Origin of the sequence: Enterobacter adelaidei (assembly GCF_041937165.1) — a bacterium.
In the GTDB taxonomy this organism is placed as follows: domain Bacteria; phylum Pseudomonadota; class Gammaproteobacteria; order Enterobacterales; family Enterobacteriaceae; genus Enterobacter; species Enterobacter adelaidei.
Map to the genome: position 1 here is coordinate 2829073 of NZ_CP154353.1, position 18123 is coordinate 2847195.

15 protein-coding genes and 1 pseudogene are annotated in these 18123 nt (G+C 53.0%); 6 read left to right on the forward strand and 10 right to left on the reverse strand.

What is annotated here, in order from left to right:
• Positions 1-47: 47 nt before the first annotated feature.
• Together AAHF05_RS13805 and AAHF05_RS13810 are read right to left on the reverse strand one after the other, a co-directional pair.
• The gene (locus tag AAHF05_RS13805; RefSeq protein ID WP_028019599.1) at positions 48-230 is read right to left on the reverse strand and encodes a YodC family protein; all 183 of its coding nucleotides are present in this window, start codon (positions 228-230) and stop codon (positions 48-50) included.
• A gap of 77 nt (positions 231-307) precedes the next feature.
• On the reverse strand, positions 308-1222 hold the full coding sequence (locus AAHF05_RS13810) for a DUF808 domain-containing protein (RefSeq protein WP_192831230.1): 915 nt from the start codon (positions 1220-1222) through the stop codon (positions 308-310).
• Between the two features lie 175 nt (positions 1223-1397).
• On the opposite strand from AAHF05_RS13810, the gene yedA reads away from it, so the two are divergent.
• Positions 1398-2312 (forward strand): drug/metabolite exporter YedA, encoded by a 915-nt coding sequence (gene yedA, locus AAHF05_RS13815; RefSeq protein ID WP_028019601.1) that lies wholly within the window; start codon positions 1398-1400, stop codon positions 2310-2312.
• Here yedA and AAHF05_RS13820 read toward each other — a convergent pair.
• The 4 genes from AAHF05_RS13820 to drpB all read right to left on the reverse strand — a co-directional run bounded on the left by AAHF05_RS13820 (position 2284) and on the right by drpB (position 5255).
• Positions 2284-2775, reverse strand: a complete 492-nt coding sequence (locus AAHF05_RS13820; protein WP_128348900.1) for a very short patch repair endonuclease — start codon at positions 2773-2775, stop codon at positions 2284-2286. The two genes, yedA and AAHF05_RS13820, sit on opposite strands and share 29 nt — an antisense overlap.
• Positions 2756-4171 (reverse strand): DNA cytosine methyltransferase, encoded by a 1416-nt coding sequence (locus AAHF05_RS13825; protein WP_129323334.1) that lies wholly within the window; start codon positions 4169-4171, stop codon positions 2756-2758. Before AAHF05_RS13825 ends, AAHF05_RS13820 begins: the two co-directional genes overlap by 20 nt.
• Before the next feature lie 61 nt (positions 4172-4232).
• Positions 4233-4934, reverse strand: a complete 702-nt coding sequence (locus AAHF05_RS13830) for a phosphohydrolase (protein ID WP_128348898.1) — start codon at positions 4932-4934, stop codon at positions 4233-4235.
• A gap of 51 nt (positions 4935-4985) precedes the next feature.
• Positions 4986-5255 (reverse strand): cell division protein DrpB, encoded by a 270-nt coding sequence (gene drpB / locus AAHF05_RS13835; RefSeq protein WP_028019605.1) that lies wholly within the window; start codon positions 5253-5255, stop codon positions 4986-4988.
• Between the two features lie 435 nt (positions 5256-5690).
• On the opposite strand from drpB, the gene AAHF05_RS13840 reads away from it, so the two are divergent.
• Entirely contained in the window at positions 5691-6767 is a 1077-nt protein-coding gene (locus AAHF05_RS13840; RefSeq protein WP_129325478.1) for a porin, read from the forward strand.
• 57 nt (positions 6768-6824) lie between these two features.
• On the opposite strand, the gene AAHF05_RS13845 is transcribed toward AAHF05_RS13840, so the two are convergent.
• Positions 6825-7688: an N-acetylmuramic acid 6-phosphate etherase gene (locus tag AAHF05_RS13845; protein WP_129325479.1), complete on the reverse strand. Its 864-nt coding sequence runs from the start codon at positions 7686-7688 to the stop codon at positions 6825-6827.
• Between the two features lie 165 nt (positions 7689-7853).
• Here AAHF05_RS13845 and AAHF05_RS13850 point away from each other — a divergent pair, with 165 nt between their 5' ends.
• Both AAHF05_RS13850 and dcuR read left to right on the forward strand, forming a co-directional pair.
• On the forward strand, positions 7854-9470 hold the full coding sequence (locus tag AAHF05_RS13850; RefSeq protein ID WP_129325480.1) for a sensor histidine kinase: 1617 nt from the start codon (positions 7854-7856) through the stop codon (positions 9468-9470).
• Entirely contained in the window at positions 9467-10186 is a 720-nt protein-coding gene (gene dcuR / locus AAHF05_RS13855; protein ID WP_028019609.1) for a two-component system response regulator DcuR, read from the forward strand. Before AAHF05_RS13850 ends, dcuR begins: the two co-directional genes overlap by 4 nt.
• On the opposite strand, the gene AAHF05_RS13860 is transcribed toward dcuR, so the two are convergent.
• Positions 10167-11129, reverse strand: coding sequence for an FAD:protein FMN transferase (locus tag AAHF05_RS13860; RefSeq protein WP_129325481.1), 963 nt, complete (start codon positions 11127-11129; stop codon positions 10167-10169). The genes dcuR and AAHF05_RS13860 overlap by 20 nt on opposite strands.
• A 94-nt stretch (positions 11130-11223) precedes the next feature.
• Entirely contained in the window at positions 11224-14004 is a 2781-nt protein-coding gene (locus AAHF05_RS13865) for a flavocytochrome c (protein ID WP_129325482.1), read from the reverse strand.
• Positions 14005-14612: 608 nt separating this feature from the next.
• Here AAHF05_RS13865 and AAHF05_RS13870 point away from each other — a divergent pair.
• Both AAHF05_RS13870 and fumA read left to right on the forward strand, forming a co-directional pair.
• Complete coding sequence (locus AAHF05_RS13870) at positions 14613-16121, forward strand: anion permease (protein ID WP_023325580.1); 1509 nt, start codon at positions 14613-14615, stop codon at positions 16119-16121.
• A 55-nt stretch (positions 16122-16176) separates the two neighbouring features.
• Positions 16177-17826, forward strand: a complete 1650-nt coding sequence (gene fumA, locus AAHF05_RS13875) for a class I fumarate hydratase FumA (protein ID WP_028019612.1) — start codon at positions 16177-16179, stop codon at positions 17824-17826.
• Here the strand turns inward: fumA and AAHF05_RS13880 are convergent.
• A pseudogene (locus tag AAHF05_RS13880) lies at positions 17820-17954 on the reverse strand (LysR family transcriptional regulator); the annotation flags it as partial. The gene fumA and the pseudogene AAHF05_RS13880 overlap by 7 nt on opposite strands.
• Between the last annotated feature and the right edge of the window lie 169 nt (positions 17955-18123).

Below are 18123 nucleotides of genomic sequence, written 5' to 3' on the forward strand. Positions count from 1 at the left end.
CCGGTACCTGAAATAAAAAACGCCCGACAAAGCCGGGCGTTATGTGATTAAGCCTTGTCTCGTTTCTGCTGCCCATCACCCGGCTGAAGCTCATCTTCACGAAATGCTTCCCGCTTGATGCTGTAGCCATCGTGCCACCGACACTCCACCATTCCACTGGAATACCCGGTGACAATCATACGTGGGCCGCCCTTCTTAGGCTTAACTTCATCACTGACCAAAAAGACCATACCTGCCTCCTGTATCAGGGTGAAACTTTTTCAATTTAGACGAGGAATGGTCTTTTTGCATCTGTAACAGGTAGCAATTAGTGCGCCGTGCCACGCATTTTTTCGACCAACTTTACTGCCGCCACCACGATAGCGCCAATGATAAAGCCCAACACAAGATTCAGCAGCGTGGGCAGAATCGCCGCGACAACAGCACCCTGCGCAGTGGAGAAATGTTCGATAGCGTGATGCAATGGCGCAATACCGTGAACCACAATACCGCCGCCAACGAGGAACATCGCCAGCGTGCCGACCACGGATAAACTCTTCATCAGCCAGGGCGCCAGCACCAGTAAGCTTTTGCCTACCCCTTTTGCCACCGCGCTTGATTTCTCTTCCAGCCAGTAGCCGATATCATCCAGCTTAACGATCAACCCCACCAGACCGTACACCCCTACCGTGACCAGAATAGCGATCCCGGAGAGGATCAAAACCTGGTTCATCAGCGGTGCTTCAGACACAATCCCCAGCGTAATGGCGACGATCTCAGCAGAGAGAATAAAGTCGGTACGAATAGCCCCTTTCACTTTATCGCGCTCAAAGGTTTTTGGATCCTGCGCGGCCAGTGCTTCAAGACGCTGCTGGCGCATTTCAGGCGTATCGCTCTTATTACGTGCCGCGAACGAATGCAGGACTTTCTCGACGCCTTCGAAGCATAAAAATGCCCCACCAATCATCAGTAACGGCGTGATGGCCCAGGGAATAAACGCGCTGATCAGTAGCGCCAGTGGTACCAGAATCACTTTATTCAGGAATGAACCTTTCGCAACGCCCCACACCACCGGCAGTTCACGATTAGCCCTAACCCCACTCACCTGCTGGGCGTTAAGCGATAAATCATCTCCCAGAACGCCTGCGGTTTTCTTCGCTGCCAGTTTCCCCATCACTGAAATGTCATCCAGCAAGGTGGCAATATCATCCAGCAATGTTAATAAGCTACTTCCTGCCAAAATCTCAATCCTTCTTTTTTTGCTAATGTAGTGAATAGTATGGAGCAAAAGCGTGAACCCGGAAACAGGCACCTTTCGTCAACAAAAAATTCACATCAACCACACAATTAAAGGGCTCGCCAGCACGATAGTTTTCGCGTTTACTATCAGCGACCTTTTTATTTCGTCGTGAGGGATTATGCGTTTCCGGCAATTGCTACCGCTCATTGGGGCACTTTTTTCACTGTATATCATCTGGGGCTCAACCTACTTTGTCATTCGCATCGGGGTAGAAAGCTGGCCGCCGCTGATGATGGCGGGTATTCGCTTCCTCTCGGCTGGGGTGCTTCTGCTGGCATTCCTGCTGCTACGCGGTCATAAACTTCCCCCACTTCGCCCGCTGCTTAATGCTGCATTGATTGGTCTGCTGCTGTTGGCCGTGGGCAATGGTTTTGTGACCATTGCCGAGCACCAGAATGTACCGTCAGGGATCGCCGCCGTGGTGGTTGCCACCGTCCCGCTGTTTACCCTCTGTTTTAGCCGCCTTTTTGGCATTCGTACCCGCAAACTGGAATGGCTGGGGATTGGCATCGGGCTTGCTGGCATTATTCTGCTCAACAGCGGCGGTAACCTGAGCGGGAACCCATGGGGCGCCGTGATTATTCTGATCGGCTCTATGAGCTGGGCATTCGGTTCCGTATACGGCTCCCGTATTGAGCTGCCCTCCGGCATGATGGCTGGCGCAATAGAGATGCTCGCTGCGGGGATTGTGCTCTTACTCGCCTCAACGCTGACGGGAGAAAAGCTGACGACAATGCCGGGTCTGTCGGGCTTTCTGGCGGTCGGTTATCTGGCGCTGTTTGGATCGCTCATCGCCATTAATGCCTACATGTTCCTGATCCGCAATGTTTCTCCGGCCGTCGCCACCAGCTATGCCTATGTCAACCCGGTCGTGGCCGTGCTGCTCGGGACAGGATTGGGCGGTGAAACGCTCTCGTCGGTAGAATGGCTGGCACTCGGGGTGATTGTTTTTGCTGTTGTGCTGGTCACGCTGGGCAAATATTTGCTGCCTGCCAAACCGGTTGTCACACCTTGCGAGGTGGAAAAACCGTAAGCGGATGAATACCCTGTGTGTCGATCTGCGCGGTCTGACCGCCGCCGCAGATCCACTCTTCCAGCCGTTCCGTGAGATCGGCATCGTTCAGTTTTAATCTGCCTCTCAGGGCACACTCCCAGACGATCAGCACTCGCCAGCCCTGAGCAATAAGCGTGGTGAGATCCCGGTTGTCACGATCAACATTTTTACCAATTTTCTCCAGCCAGAAATCGGTGCGTGTCGCCGGGACTTTGAACAAGTAGCAGTCGTGATGATGCCAGAAACAGCCGTGAGTAAAGATGATGCACTGGTACGCGTCGACAACGAAATCCGGGCGACCCGCAAGCGAAGGATCCTGCACGCGGAAATCAACGCCGGCCTGCGTCAGAAGCGCGGCCAGGCGTTTTTCAATTGCGGTATCACGCGTGCCGATAGCACGCATGTTTTTACTGCGCGTGGCCTTATCGTGAACATCCGTCATTGACGGCCTCACTCTCACGTAGCGCCACAGCCTGTTTGATGCGGGAAGACAGCAGTTTTGCCACCGCCGCAAAGGCGGGAACCACCACAGAATTACCAAACTGGCGGTAAGCCTGCGTATCCGAAACCGGAATGCGGAAGCTGTAGCCTTGCGGGGTTTCAAACCCCATTAACCGGGCGCATTCCCGCGGCGTTAAGCGTCGTGGACGGTGACGCTGGTTGTCCGGGTCGTCGAAATTCTGCTCGCCAAGCGCCTTGTCCCAGCCTCTGTCGATCAGTATTTCTGCACCGTCTTTATAGTAGCGGGCAGACAACGTACGGGTAACGCTGTGCGGATCGTTTGGGTTGACCATCCCAAAACCGAAGCCGTTGCCCTTCGCCTGATGTTTTTTGGCATAGCGGTAGAGGTATTTCCACAGCACCGGAGTGAGGATAAATTTCGCGTCGACGACAGGCTCCAGCAGCTCAGCCACGGTGGGACGGTGCGCCGGATATAAAGAAGGAATATCACGCAGGGTGAAATCCCCCTTCAGATTGAGATCGCGGCGGAAACCCACCAGCACGATTCGTTCGCGATGCTGGGGCAGAAAATGTTTCCCATCAATGATTTTTGGGTCATCCGCGCCCATGTCCTGTGAGTCGGCCACGTCATAGCCCAACTCGTCCAGCGTTTGCATGATGATGCGGAAGGTTTTTCCACCATCATGGCTCTTTAGATTCTTGACGTTTTCCAGCACAAAAATCGCCGGGCGTCGGGCGTCAATAATGCGGGCCACATCAAAAAACAGCGTTCCCTGGGTATCACAGGCGAAACCGTGGGCGCGTCCGAGGGCGTTCTTTTTCGAGACGCCCGCCAGGGAGAAAGGCTGGCACGGGAAACCCGCCAACAGCACATCATGCGCCGGGATCGTCTGGCGAATGTGCTCCGCGGCTTGTTCATCGCTCACGCCACTTTTATGGCTCAGGGTGACATCGCGGATATCCGCGTTGAAATGATGTTCATGCGGATCGCAGTACCAGTTCGCTTTGTAGGTGCGCACAGCATGTTTGTTCCACTCGCTGGTAAACACGCACTGACCGCCGATGGCTTCAAAGCCGTGTCGGATGCCACCGATACCGGCAAACAGATCGATAAAGCGGAAGGCATAGTTCGGGTGCGCGGCAGAAGGACGTGGAAGCAGGCTCTGCAGGTGACGAAACTCGCCTTCGCTCAGGCGACGCCCTGCCCGCTCGCTGGTCAGCAGTCTTTTCAGGATTGCCGGACTCCAGTGGCTCTCACCGCGTGCCACCAGCTGATTTGCCAGGGTTTTAGCATCATAGATATCTAACAACTGGTGCAATAGCGCCTGCACCGTTGCCGTTGATTTCTCAGCCTGCTCAGGTGCGGGCTCAGTCACTGATCGATTTTCCTGCATTCTTTTAACCGGACAATAAAGACTGGAAACAGATTACCACAGTTCATTTGCGCAAACTGCGACGGAAGCGGCTCTGAACCTGGCTATCCAGCCCGATGCAGTCGCCGTGTAATTCGGCACTGAGTTTCGCCATAAACTGGATCAGAAAATCGGCGTTGTGATGCGCGAGCTCGCGCCCGACATCCGTTTGCATTGTATCAGGCAAGCGCAACAGCTTGGTCTGAAAATGGTCAAGGGCAAACGCCCGGTCATCAAGGGCTCGTGCATCGGCGAACGGATCGTCAGCATTAAACAGTGCCACCCCCAAAGCGCCTGACACGGCAAAGACTCGCGCCAGACCGATGGCACCCAGTGCTTCCAGACGGTCTGCATCCTGGACAATTTTGGCCTCAATACTTTGCGGCGTCAGCCCGGCGCTGAAACTGTGTGCCTCGATGGCATGTTCCACTGCGGCATAACATTCGGACGGAAAATCAGGGAAATCGCATTGCAGAATGCTACGTGTCTTACGCGCCGCCAGACGGGATGACTGACTGCGTTCCGGATGGTTTTTGGGCAGGCTAACGATGTCATGAAAATAACATGCGGTCAGCACAACCAGCGGGTCAACCGTCTGGTTGTCCATAATTTTTTGCGCGGTCATCCAGACACGACGAAAGTGTGAAATATCATGAGCGGCGTCGTCGGTGGTGTGGTTTTCGTCGAGCCAGCGTTCAAAGCGGTGCTGCCACTGCGTAAGTTCCATGATCACATCCTGTCGGTGAAACGGTAACAATAGCAACTTTCCCCGCTGCTATCACCGGTTGTCCTGACGAGGACGCGTGTACCAGGCAATCGCGCCCAGAATCAGACCGACGGTGCCCAGCACCATAAACCCCAGAATGGCTCCAAGCCACTTCCCGCTGGTCGACCCTAAATCACCGTCAGCCACGGTATCAGGCAGTGATGGAATTTTACTTACCACCCACGCGTAGCGCGCCATAGCCCAGACAAAGTAACCGCAAAATGCGTAGAACACCCACAGAGCCAGTTTGCCTCCCAGGCTGCGTTCAATTTTTCGTTCCATCTTTATCCTTCACTCCACGATAGCTGCACTATCGTTTTCACCTGCTCACTTAGTTTTGTGACAATCATCACATTTTGTCATTAAACGCGGCAGTGTGGGAAGATTTCTTACGCTCAGTTTGCGTTAAGTTGATCTCAGGCAAGATTAACGGTTGTGTTATTTTTGCTCTGAAAGGGCGAAATATATAATTTCAAGCAATTATAAAAATGAAATAATAATAGCGTGAAATACTTAATAATAATTAACCCCTATATGTTCAATCGAATAATTCACAAGAAAAATAAAGCGACATTTGGAAATATTTTGCAATATTTATACGACTTTAATTACATTTATTTTTGAACCAAAATAACAATCCATAGAATAGTATCAGCCATGTAATTGCGGAGTGTAATTACATATATTCATATAAATTATCTTTAAAGGGAATATATAATGAAAAGAAAAGTTCTGGCACTTCTTGTACCCGCTTTATTAATGGCTGGCGCGGTAAATGCGGCAGAGATTTATAACAAAGGCGGTAACAAAGTTGATTTTTACGGCAAGATGGTTGGCGAACGCATCTGGTCTAACACTGATAGTGGTAACAGTGAAAATGCTGATACTTCGTACGCTCGTTTCGGTGTGAAAGGTGAAACGCAAATTAACAATCTTCTGACCGGTTACGGCCAGTTTGAGCATAATATTGATGCCAGCAAGCCTGAAGGCGGTCAGGACGAAAGCACTCGTCTTGCATTCGCTGGTCTTAAGTATGCCGATTATGGTTCATTCGATTATGGTCGTAACTACGGTGTCGCTTATGATGCCGCAGCATATACCGATATGCTGGTTGAATGGGGTGGTGATTCGTGGGCTTCCACCGATAACTTTATGACCCAACGTACCAACGGCGTAGCAACCTACCGCAATACCGATTTCTTTGGCATGGTGGAAGGCCTGAACTTCGCTGTGCAATATCAAGGAAAAAATGACGATCGCGATCGCTTCAAAGCAAATGGCGATGGCTACAGTATGTCTGTGAATTATAACATAGACGGCTTTGGTTTCGTCGGTGTGTATGGTAAATCCGACCGTACTGATGAACAAACGGCTGACGGTTATGGCGACAACGCGGAAGTGTGGGCGCTGTCTGCAAAGTATGATGCAAACAACGTTTACGCCGCTGTCATGTATGGCGAAACGCGTAATATGACCAAAGCAGGCTCTGACCATGGTTTTGCTAATAAAACGCAGAACGTCGAAGCGGTCGTTCAATATCAGTTCGACTTTGGTTTGCGTCCATCCCTTGGCTATGTTTATTCTCAAGCCAAGGACTTCGGTGCCAAAAATGGTTATGAGGGCGTCAACGCTGACCGTGTGAATTACATCGAACTTGGTACATGGTACTACTTCAATAAAAACATGAATGTTTATACTGCATATAAATTTAACTTGTTGAATGAAGAAGACGGTGCAATCACTGGTAATGCTACTGACGATCAGTTCGCAATGGGTATTGTTTACCAGTTCTAATTTACTGAAAGACAAAAGGCCGCAATTGCGGCCTTTTTTACGTCTTCAACGTGTATATTATGGCGCTTCCTGCAACGCCACGCGAATAAACCCGTTATTCTGCGCCAGCAGCTCATGGGCTTTCCACGCATCCAGCCCTGTCAGCACCATCAACACCGCTGTTTTACAGTTATGGTTACACCCTTCCAGCGCGGCTTTCGCCTCCGCCCGGGTACATCCGCCTGCTTCCATCACTATTGCGATTTGTCGCTCGGCCCATTTGGTATTGCTTGCCTCAAGATCCACACGCAGGTTGCTGTATACGCGACCGGTTCGCACGGCCAATCCGGTAGCAATCATCGAGAGGATCATTTTCTGCGCAATCCCCGCTTTGGTATTGATATAGCCTGCGACCACATCAGCACCCAGGTCCGGGGCAATCACCATACTCGCCAGTTGCGCCGCTTCACTTTGCGCGTCGCCGGTAATGACAGCAACCGAAGAGCCCTGCGACCATGCATGCCGCATCGCGCCCCAAACCCACGGTGTTTTTCCGCTAATGGTCACCGCCAGCATCATATCGTGTTCGCCAAAGGTGATGGCCTGCAGGTCGGCAACGCCACGCTCATAGCTTCCTTCTCCCTCGCCTGCTGTAACGGCAATGACAGGAGTTTTACCCGGAGCATATTCATCCGCTACCTGTTGCGCGACACGGCCCGACGGGCCTGCGCCAACAATGACTAAACGACCACCGTGGCTGAGGGTCGCGGCGGCGTTATCCACCACGCGGGCGATAGTTGTTAAACAGGGGGTAATAGCAGCAGTGATAAGTGCATCATCCTGGTGAATGACTTTCAGCATGTCCAGCGTGGACAATCTATCAATATTCATCGTGCTGGCGTGCCGTCTTTCCTTGACCGAACCGGTAAGCATAATGCTCATAAACAGCCTCCTTATTATGAGTACCCACACACTATAAAGTGTTTTATATGGATGACATGCGAGGAGGGTCACGAAAAGAGGAGCAAATCCACGCCTTTACATGGCTTTAAGAAAAGCGCGTCATCGGCGATAATTACCCCCTTTCTTAATCATCGCGGAGTGTTGATGAGCGATTTGCAGCCTTTCCTTCTGACGCGCAAGCGCCCCATGAAACTGAATACGCTGGTCACGTTAATGGTATGCGCGATTATTGCCTCTGTGCTGCTGGTGGTCTTTGCACTCTATTCAGTACAAATTACCCGGGCGACCCGCGATGATGTTAAAGATACCGCGCTGGGTATCGCCCGCACGCTGGCCGACAGCCCGGAGATCCAGCGAGGTCTGATGCAGCCCCCGCAGGCAGATATTATTCAACCCATCGCCAGAGCCGTCACCCAGCGCAATGACCTGCTGCTCACGGTGGTGACTGACATGCGGGGGATTCGTTACTCGCACCCGAACGAAGCGCTGATCGGCCTGCACTTTATTGGTAATGACCTCGAGCCTGCGCTGGAAGGTAAAGAGAATGTCTCCGTAAACCGTGGTGCGCTCGCCGAAGCTCTCCGTGTTTTCACCCCTGTTTATGACAGCCAGCACGATCAGATCGGTGTGGTGGTGGTCGGTATCTCTCTCAAAAAAGTGGAAGATCAGATCGCCCGTGGACGGATGAACGCCGTCTGGACCATCTTATTCAGTATCTTTATGAGTTCCATGGCGATTTGGGGTCTGGTTCGGGTACTGAAACGCATCCTGTTCGGGCTCGAACCCTACGAAATCTCCGCATTGTTCGAACAGCGTCAGGCAATGCTGCAGTCGCTCCGTGAAGGGGTGCTGGCTGTCGATATTCATGGCCGGGTGACGATGATTAATCAAACCGCCAGAGAGATTTTACTCCTGCCCTCAGGGAAGCAGACTGAAAACTCCAGCGCGCCGCTGCTGGCCAGCCTGCGGGAAGTCTCGAAAACGGGTATTGCCCGCCAGGATCAGGAGATCAGCTGTAACGGGCGGCTGTTGCTGTGCAACATGGTGCCAGTCAAAAGCCAGGATCGGGTGATCGGCGCGATCACCACCTTCCGCGATAAAACGGAAATCAGCCGGCTGATGCAGCGGATTGATGGCATGGTCAGTTACGTTGACGCCCTGCGCACCCATACACATGAGTTTATGAACAAACTGCACGTGATCCTTGGCCTGCTGCACATGAAACGTTACGACAAGCTGGAAGAGTACATCATCCAGACCGCGCACAATTACCAGACAGATATCGGTGAGATACAGAGCAAGGTAAAATCTCCGGTGATTGCGGGGTTCCTGCTGGGTAAAATAAACCGGGCGAAAGAAGCGGGCGTCACCCTGTCGCTGGCCGATGAGTGCCAGATTCCGGATACCGCCAGTGAAGAGCAGGTTGCGGTGCTGATCACCGCGCTGGGTAACCTTATTGAAAACGCTCTCGACGCGATGGAAGGACAGCAGGAAGGCGAAATCACTCTGCTGTTGCATTATCAGAATGGCTGGCTCAGTTGTGAAGTCAGTGATGATGGCCCCGGTATTGATCCCACTCAGCTGGAGGCTATTTTTACAAAGGGATTCTCAACCAAAGGTGAAAACCGCGGTGTTGGGTTGTTCCTTGCTCGCCAGCAAATCCAGAACCTGGGCGGAGACATCTCCGTCGAGTCTGAGCCTGGTGTCTTTACCCAATTTTTTGTTCACATCCCCTGGGATAGCGAGAGGAATATCGCGTGATAAATGTATTAATTGTCGATGATGATGCCATGGTAGCTGACCTCAACCGTCTGTACGTCAACCGTGTTGAAGGCTTTAGCTGCTGCGGAGTCGCCTCTACGCTCAACCAGGCCGAGGCCTTTATCAATAACCCCAACCAGCCTGTCGACCTGGTGCTGCTGGACGTTTATATGCAGCAGGATAACGGGCTGGATCTGTTGCCCGTTATTCGCGCTTCGGGCCGCCCGATTGATGTCATTATGATCTCCTCCGCTGCTGACGCCGCCACGATCCAGACCTCCATCCATTACGGCGTGATGGATTATCTGATTAAACCGTTCCAGTTCCCACGCTTTGAGGAAGCACTAAACGGCTGGAAGGCGAAGCACAGTCTGATGGGATCGCACCAGTACTACGAGCAGGCCGACGTTGACAGACTGATCCACGGCGGAGCGCCAGAGCTGGCGGACAGCAAAAAGCTGCCGAAAGGGTTAACGCCGCAGACGCTGCGCACGATTTGTCAGTGGATTGATGCCCATCCGGAGACAGAATTCTCCACAGATGACCTGGCAGGCGCGGTCAATATCTCCCGCGTATCTTGCCGCAAATATCTGATCTGGCTGGCGCAAATCAACATTTTGTTCACCAGCATTCACTACGGTGCCACCGGGCGTCCGGTGTATCGCTACCGCCTCCAGCCGGAGCAAACAGGCCTGCTCAAGCAGTATTGTCAATAACGCAGTAGCTGTTATCCAGCAAGATAAACCGGAAGTGGTGCGCTGAAGAGAGCACCACTTCTTTTGTTTTTGTCACAAAGATAGCTTCAATATCGGGGCGCGCGCGCAGCGTGGCACACCCCTTCTCTACGCCCATGCCGTACATCAACGTGGTCCAGATATCTCCATCAATGGAGTTTTTAGAAATGATGGTCACGCTATCCAGTTCGTTATCCAGGGGATACCCGGTGCGCGGATCGAGAATGTGGTGATAGCGTTTGCCGTTTTGTTCAAAGTAGCGTTCGTATGTTCCGGACGTCACGACTGACATGTTCTCGACCGTCATCGTGCCGATCAACTCATCCCCGGCGAACGGTTTTTTGAGCCCCACGCTCCAGCCCCCTTCCGGCGAGCCTAATGTCTGGATATTGCCGCCGAGGTTAATCAGCCCCAGATCGGCCCCCTCTTTGTGCAGATAATCCCGTACTCTGTCGGCGATATATCCTTTGGCGATGGCCCCCAGATCGATTTCCATACCCGTGCTGGTCAGAAAAACGCTGCTGCGGGCCTCATCAAGGATGACATCCTCAGGACGGGTAATCGCCAGCAGTGACGCTAATTCATCGGCAGGCGGAACGCTGTCTCCCTGAAAACCAATTTTCCAGCGCTTCACCAGCGGGCCAATGGCCAGGTTAAAGGCGCTGTCCTTGAGGAGGCTTGCCGCTTTTGCACAGCGGATCAGTTCAAATACGGGTCGGCTGACGGTGACCGGATGCTGGCCTGCAGCATGATTAATGTCCATGACCTGCGAGTGCGCGCGGTTGACGGTGAGCAGATCTTCATACTGTTTGATCAGGCGAAACACGCGGGAAGCGAGGGCTTCGTCATGGGAGAAGAGTTTCAGGAGGATGGGTGAGCCCATCAGGACGGCGGAGTAGCTGTAAACGCGATGGCTATCAGGCATAGGATGTATCCTCAAATGTAACCCCGGCAAGCACAGCGCCGCCGGGGAATATGCCGGATGGCGCTGCGCTCATCCGGCCTGAGAAACAGGTGCCTTACCTCTTTTTCGAACGCATAGCCGCCTGGTGTCCAGCCAGAGTACCAAAAATAATGATATCTGCCACTGCGTTACCACCAATACGGTTACCGCCGTGGATCCCGCCGACCACTTCACCGGCAGCAAACGCCCCAGGCAGTACGTTGTGGTTGCTGTCCAGTACGCAGGTTTCGGTATTGATGGTCACGCCGCCCATGGTGTGGTGCACGCCTGGTGCAATCTGAATGGCGTAGAATGGCCCTTCGTTGATTGGCGCACGCAGCGCAGTGGTACGGCCGAAATCATCGTCGTGCTGTTTTTCAACAAAGCCGTTGTAGCGCTCAAGGGTTGCCAGGAACTGGTGGTAATCCATCCCCAGGGCCTCAGCCAGTGCTTTTGGCGAGCTGGCGCTGGTCACAAATCCTTTGGCGATATACTCATCTGCGGCTTTGTTTTTGGCACGAACATGTTCATCAAAGACGATGTAGGCGTATTTCTCTGGTAGCGCGATGATTGACGCCGAGACTTTATCGCGTGTCGACATTTCGTTGTAGAAGCGTTCCCCTTTCTGATTTACCAGAATCGCCCCGCCGCCGCGGATAGATTCGGAAATCAGATACGATGTTTTCTGCTCAACGGTTGGGTGAATCTGGATTTCGCCCATATCAACGGTGCCTGCACCAATACGTTCCAGCAGCGCAATACCGCCACCGGTCGCCCCTTTGTGGTTGGTGGTAACGAAACCTTCCAGGTCTGGACGGTATTTCACCACCATCTGGCTGTTGGCACTGAAACCACCGGTGGCAACAATGACACTTTTGGTTGCTACGGTAATAGTTTCATTCTCTTCGGTGGTCAGGCGCACGCCGGTGACTTCACCGTTTTCGAAGAGAATATCGCTGACGGAGGTGTCCAGCATGACCTCGATGTTGCGTTTGTTGACGTTGCGCACCAGACCGCTAATCAGGTAGCCACCCACCGCAGAGCCGTCTTTTGGACGGTGAGTACGGTCGATGCTCATCCCGCCGGTGGTGGTGATGTCGTTTAGCATAATGCCGCGTGTTGCCAGCCACTCAATCGCCTGCGGCGCGTTCTCAACAAAGCGGCGCAGCAGTTCCGGGTTGTTCTTGTTACCGCCGCCTTTCAGGCTTTCCTGGTAGAACAGCTCTTTGCTGTCCTGAATGCCCTTCACGCGCTGGAAGCGGGTTTCGGCGGCGTTCATCCCGGCAGAGGCTTTAATGGTGTTCCCACCGATGGTTGGCATTTTCTCAACAATCAGCACGCTTGCACCTTCGTCGTGAGCCTGGATGGCGGCGGCCAGACCGGCACCACCGCTACCAACCACCACCACGTCCACGCTGCGGGTTTCATTCGGGTCGGCGCCCTCTTCTGCGGCCAGCGCTTTGCTGGATTTCAGCATTGCTTTCGAGACCGCTTTTTTCACCGCTTCACTCTGGCTGGTTGCGCCAGTGATGGCATCCACATGCGGGGTGTTGGCATCCAGAATGCGGGTACGGATCTCTTCAAAGCTGGTCACAAACTCAACGTCTTCGCTCGGACCCGATGCAAGTTCGATATCCGCAATGCGGTCGGTCTCCAGGCTGACGTTAATCACCAGCTCGTTAGCATCGTCCTGTACTTTCTCAACAAAGGTGCCCGGTTTGAATTTGGATTCACCCATGCTCATGTCGCGGATCATCGCTTCCACCAGTGAGAAGCGCCACAGCGGTTCAGGGATGTTCAGCTCTTCACGTTTGGTGCTGTCCATAAACAGCTCAAGGTTTTCACCGGCCGCGATGCGGTCAGTCCAGTCCGGGTAAGCAATAGTGGCGCGGCCAACGGCAATCAGGTCGTAACCGTGGTCCAGCGCTTCATTCACGTCTGACGCATTCACCACGCCGCCCACGCCCATGACTGGAACCTGTGCCAGCGTTTCTGAACGCATGGCGCAGTATTTTTCAATAAGCGGCGTCGGGTCCTGGGTATCGACGATGGAAGGTCGCAGGGTAGCGCCGACGGAGAAGTGCAGATAATCCACGCCGCGCGCCGCCAGTTTCTCCAGCAGGTACATGGTGTCTTCAAAGCGGATGCCCGGCACTTCCAGCTCTTCAGGGGAGAAGCGATAGCCAATAATAAACGCGTCGTCCGCGTACTGGCGCACCATTTTGTGAGTAATTTCCAGCACCGCCAGCGGGAATTTCGCACGGTTATCACGGCTGCCGCCCCATTCGTCCGTGCGCTGGTTTGAGTTCGGGGAGTAGAACTGCTGGATCAGATAGGTATTGGCCCCGTGGATCTCGACACCGTCAAAACCAGCCTGAATCGCGCGGCGCACGGCATCGCCAAACTTACCGATCATGCCTTCGACTTCGGCAGTGGTCAGCGCAACCGGCGTCGCGGCACCGTCACGTGGAGCGGCAACTGCGCTTGGCCCTACCGGCGTACGGCCACCGATCAGTTTCGGGTCAACCATACGGCCGCCGTGGTAGATCTGCAGCAGGGCTTTAGAACCCTTAGATTTAATTGCCTCAGCGATTTTCGCCAGCCCGGCGATTTTCTCGTCATTATCAATACCGATCGCACCCGGGAAGGCAAGACCGAGATCGTCGACAAAGCAACACTCAACAATAATGGTGCCAATGCTGCCGGAACGGGCCCGATAGTACTCCACCAGCTCGCTGGTCACCGTACCGTCATAGTAGCCGGTACAGGTTGTCATTGGGGCCATTAACAAACGGTTTTTCAGTTCGGTACCATTCGGTAATGTGAAGGAACTCAGAATGCGTTCGTTAGTGCTCATAATAGAAAACTCCAAACTTTTAAAAATTAAGAATTCGTTATCGGATTGATTTTTTATTTCGTCGTTCTTTGCCGATGTCATGATATTAATATAATGATTTTTTTAGTTTCTAAAGTTATTACGTTAGTTAAAAAACTATTTAATCCCTGCAATAACACAAATAACACATTGGTGTTAGCGAATGTAATTCAGTCATTCACAATAATTTAAAATACGTTAAATAAAAATTGGTAAAACCAATTTCCACATAAATAATAAAACAATTAAAAACAACAAGATACAAAACAAAGAAAACATAAATGTTACGAAAATGATAAAACAAACCAATAAAACACGTAATACCCACATACGTCTGAGCGGTTATTAATAAAAGAATAAAAATAACGCTGCCATTCTGTTTTTTTGATCGTGATCAATAGTTATGGCATCCAAAAGCGCAATATAAAAACATCATCATTTTTTAATTTAGCGCAATCAAAAATGCGTTAAATCGCTATTACTGAAAATACAAAAGCGCACATTTAATAACTAAAAAAAGCAAAGAAACTTAAGAAAGCCATTTTGTTTTTCAGTACGACCGAATTTTTGACAACTTAAGACGTGAAACTATGAATACAAAAACTGCTGTAACGCCCCCTGTGGCGAACCAGGCATCAAATGGAAACGCAAAACGTCTGCTGATGATGGCACTGCCCGTCATCGTCGCCGTACTGCTGCTGTTTGTTCCGGTACCAGAAGGGCTGCCTCCTTACGCATGGCACTACTTCGCCATCTTTGTCGGTGTGATCGTTGGTTTGATCTTCGAACCGCTGCCGGGCGCGGTGATTGGCCTGACGGGCGTGGTCGCCATTGCGCTCTGTAGCCAGTGGGTGCTGTTCAGCCCAGAACAGCTGGCCGACCCGAAATTCAAGCTGGCCGGTGCCTCTTTTAAATGGGCCGTGAGCGGTTTTGGTAACTCTACCGTCTGGCTGATTTTCGGTGCCTTTATGTTCGCCGCAGGATATGACAAAACCCGCTTCGGCCGCCGTCTGGCGCTGATTCTGGTGAAGTATCTCGGCCGTCGCAGCCTGACGCTCGGTTACGCCATTACCTTCGCAGACCTGCTGCTGGCGCCGTTTACTCCGTCCAACACCGCGCGCAGCGGCGGGACCATCTACCCGATCATCGCTAACCTGCCGCCGCTGTATGGTTCAAAACCGAACGACCCAAGCGCGCGTAAAATTGGTTCGTATCTGATGTGGGTGGCTATCACCGCGGCCTGTATCACCAGTTCAATGTTCCTCTCCGCCCTCGCGCCTAACCTGCTGGCGCTGGCGCTGGTGAAAAGTACGGTTGGGATTGATATCTCCTGGGGTACCTGGTTCCTCGCCTTCCTGCCGCTGGGCATCCTGCTGATCCTGACCATGCCGCTGCTGGCCTACTGGTTCTACCCGCCAGAAGTCAAAGTGAACAACGAAGTGCCGCTGTGGGCGACACGTGAGCTGGAAAAACTGGGCAAACTGTCCCGCAACGAAATCCTGCTGCTGGTATTCGTCTGCTGTGCACTGCTGATGTGGATTTTCGCTGCCGCGTGGATTGAACCTGCCATGGCTGCCCTGCTCATCGTCGGCCTGATGCTGTGGACCGGCGTGCTGGAGTGGAACGATATCACCGGCAACAAAGCCGCGTGGAACACCTTCGTCTGGTTCGCCACCCTGGTTGCGCTGGCGGATGGCCTCTCGTCTACCGGCTTTATCAGCTGGCTGGGTAAAGAAGGCGGTCTGTTAATGAGCGGTATCTCACCGGGTGTTGCGACCATCGTTCTGCTGCTGGCGTTCTACCTGCTGCACTACCTGTTTGCCAGCACCACCGCGCACACCACCGCGCTGCTGCCAGCGATGCTGACCATCGCCTCCACCATTCCTGGCATGAATATGGAAGTGTTTGTTCTGCTGATGGTGACCTCGCTGGGCGTGATGGGGATCATCACCCCGTACGGTACCGGCCCAAGCCCGATTTACTACGGTAGTGGCTACCTGCCAACCAAAGACTACTGGCGCCTCGGCACCATCTTCGGTGCCATCTTCCTGGCGGCCCTGCTGCTGATTGGTTATCCGTGGATGTCCATGATGTTCTGATTCCTGACCGCCGGGCTCATCCTCCGGCGGTTTTATTTTTGTGGAGCAATACGCTATGTCAAACAAACCGTTTATATACCAGAACCCCTTCCCTCTCGCGCATGACGACACCGAATACTATCTGCTGACTAAAGAGCACGTCTCCGTTGCCGAGTTCGAGGGTCAGGAGATCCTGAAAGTCGAGCCAGAGGCGCTGACGCTGCTGGCACAGCAGGCTTTCCACGATGCTGCGTTTATGCTGCGTCCTTCTCATCAGAAGCAGGTTGCCGCCATTCTTAACGATCCTGAAGCCAGCCAGAACGACAAGTACGTTGCCCTGCAGTTCCTTCGCAACTCCGAGATTGCCGCCAAAGGCGTGCTGCCAACCTGTCAGGACACCGGAACGGCGATCGTCATGGGGAAAAAAGGCCAGCGCGTCTGGACCGGTGGCGGCGACGAAGCAGCCCTGAGCCAGGGGGTGTATAACACCTACATCGAAGACAACCTGCGCTACTCCCAGAATGCCGCGCTGGATATGTATAAAGAGGTGAATACCGGCACCAACCTGCCTGCGCAGATTGATCTCTACAGTGTGGACGGGGACGAATACAAATTCCTGTGCATGGCAAAAGGTGGCGGTTCAGCCAACAAAACCTATCTCTATCAGGAAACCAAAGCGCTGATTACCCCGGCGAAACTGAAAAATTATCTGGTTGAGAAGATGCGTACTCTGGGCACTGCAGCCTGCCCGCCTTACCATATCGCGTTTGTGATTGGCGGTACCTCTGCGGAAAGCACCCTGAAAACCGTGAAACTGGCGTCCACCCGCTATTACGACGCACTGCCAACAGAAGGTAACGAACACGGCCAGGCGTTCCGTGATGTTCAGCTCGAACAGGAACTGCTCCAGGAAGCGCAGAACCTGGGTCTCGGCGCACAGTTTGGCGGCAAATACTTCGCCCACGATATCCGCGTGATCCGCCTGCCACGCCATGGCGCGTCCTGCCCAATCGGCATGGGTGTTTCCTGCTCCGCAGACCGTAATATCAAAGCAAAAATCAACCGCGACGGGATCTGGATTGAAAAACTGGAACACAACCCGGGCCAGTATATTCCTGAATCTCTGCGTCAGCAGGGCGAAGGCGACGTGGTCAGCATCAACCTGAACAAGCCGATGAATGAGATCCTGGCGCAGCTCTCCGCGCACCCGGTCTCTACCCGTCTGTCGCTGAACGGTACTATCATCGTCGCGCGCGATATCGCCCATGCGAAGCTGAAAGAGTTGCTCGACAATGGCGAAGAACTGCCACAGTACGTGAAAGACCATCCAATCTACTATGCGGGCCCTGCTAAAACGCCGGAAGGCTATGCGTCTGGTTCACTCGGCCCGACCACCGCGGGACGTATGGACTCATATGTGGACTTACTGCAATCCCACGGCGCGAGCATGATCATGCTGGCAAAAGGCAACCGCAGCCAGCAGGTAACGGATGCCTGCCATAAACACGGCGGCTTCTACCTGGGCAGCATCGGCGGCCCGGCTGCGGTGTTGGCGCAAAACAGTATTAAGAGTCTGGAATGCGTGGCGTATCCTGAATTGGGTATGGAAGCCATCTGGAAAATCGAAGTCGAGAACTTCCCGGCGTTTATCCTGGTGGATGACAAAGGCAACGATTTCTTCCAGCAGATCCAGAACCAACAGTGCAAAGGGTGTTCACAGCGCTGAGCGCTTCCCGGCTTCCAGATGGTGACCATCGTCTGACTAATCCCCCGGCTGCCCACTTCGGTGCGCAGCCTTTTTTCGTTCTGCCAATGCACGGCATGAAAATGGGTTGGTAAGAATCCCTGGCCGCAGGCGGAGCCGTCCTTTAGCGCCATTGCCCGGGCGCTGCGCTAAATTGCCCCCGCCGGGTAATGAAGCGGTTACCCGGCACTTTCTGAAGCGCCCCTCTGCGCAACATCACAAAATCGCAATATCAGAGACTTACAGAATATTGGTGAATAAAAAGCCAACAACTTGTTA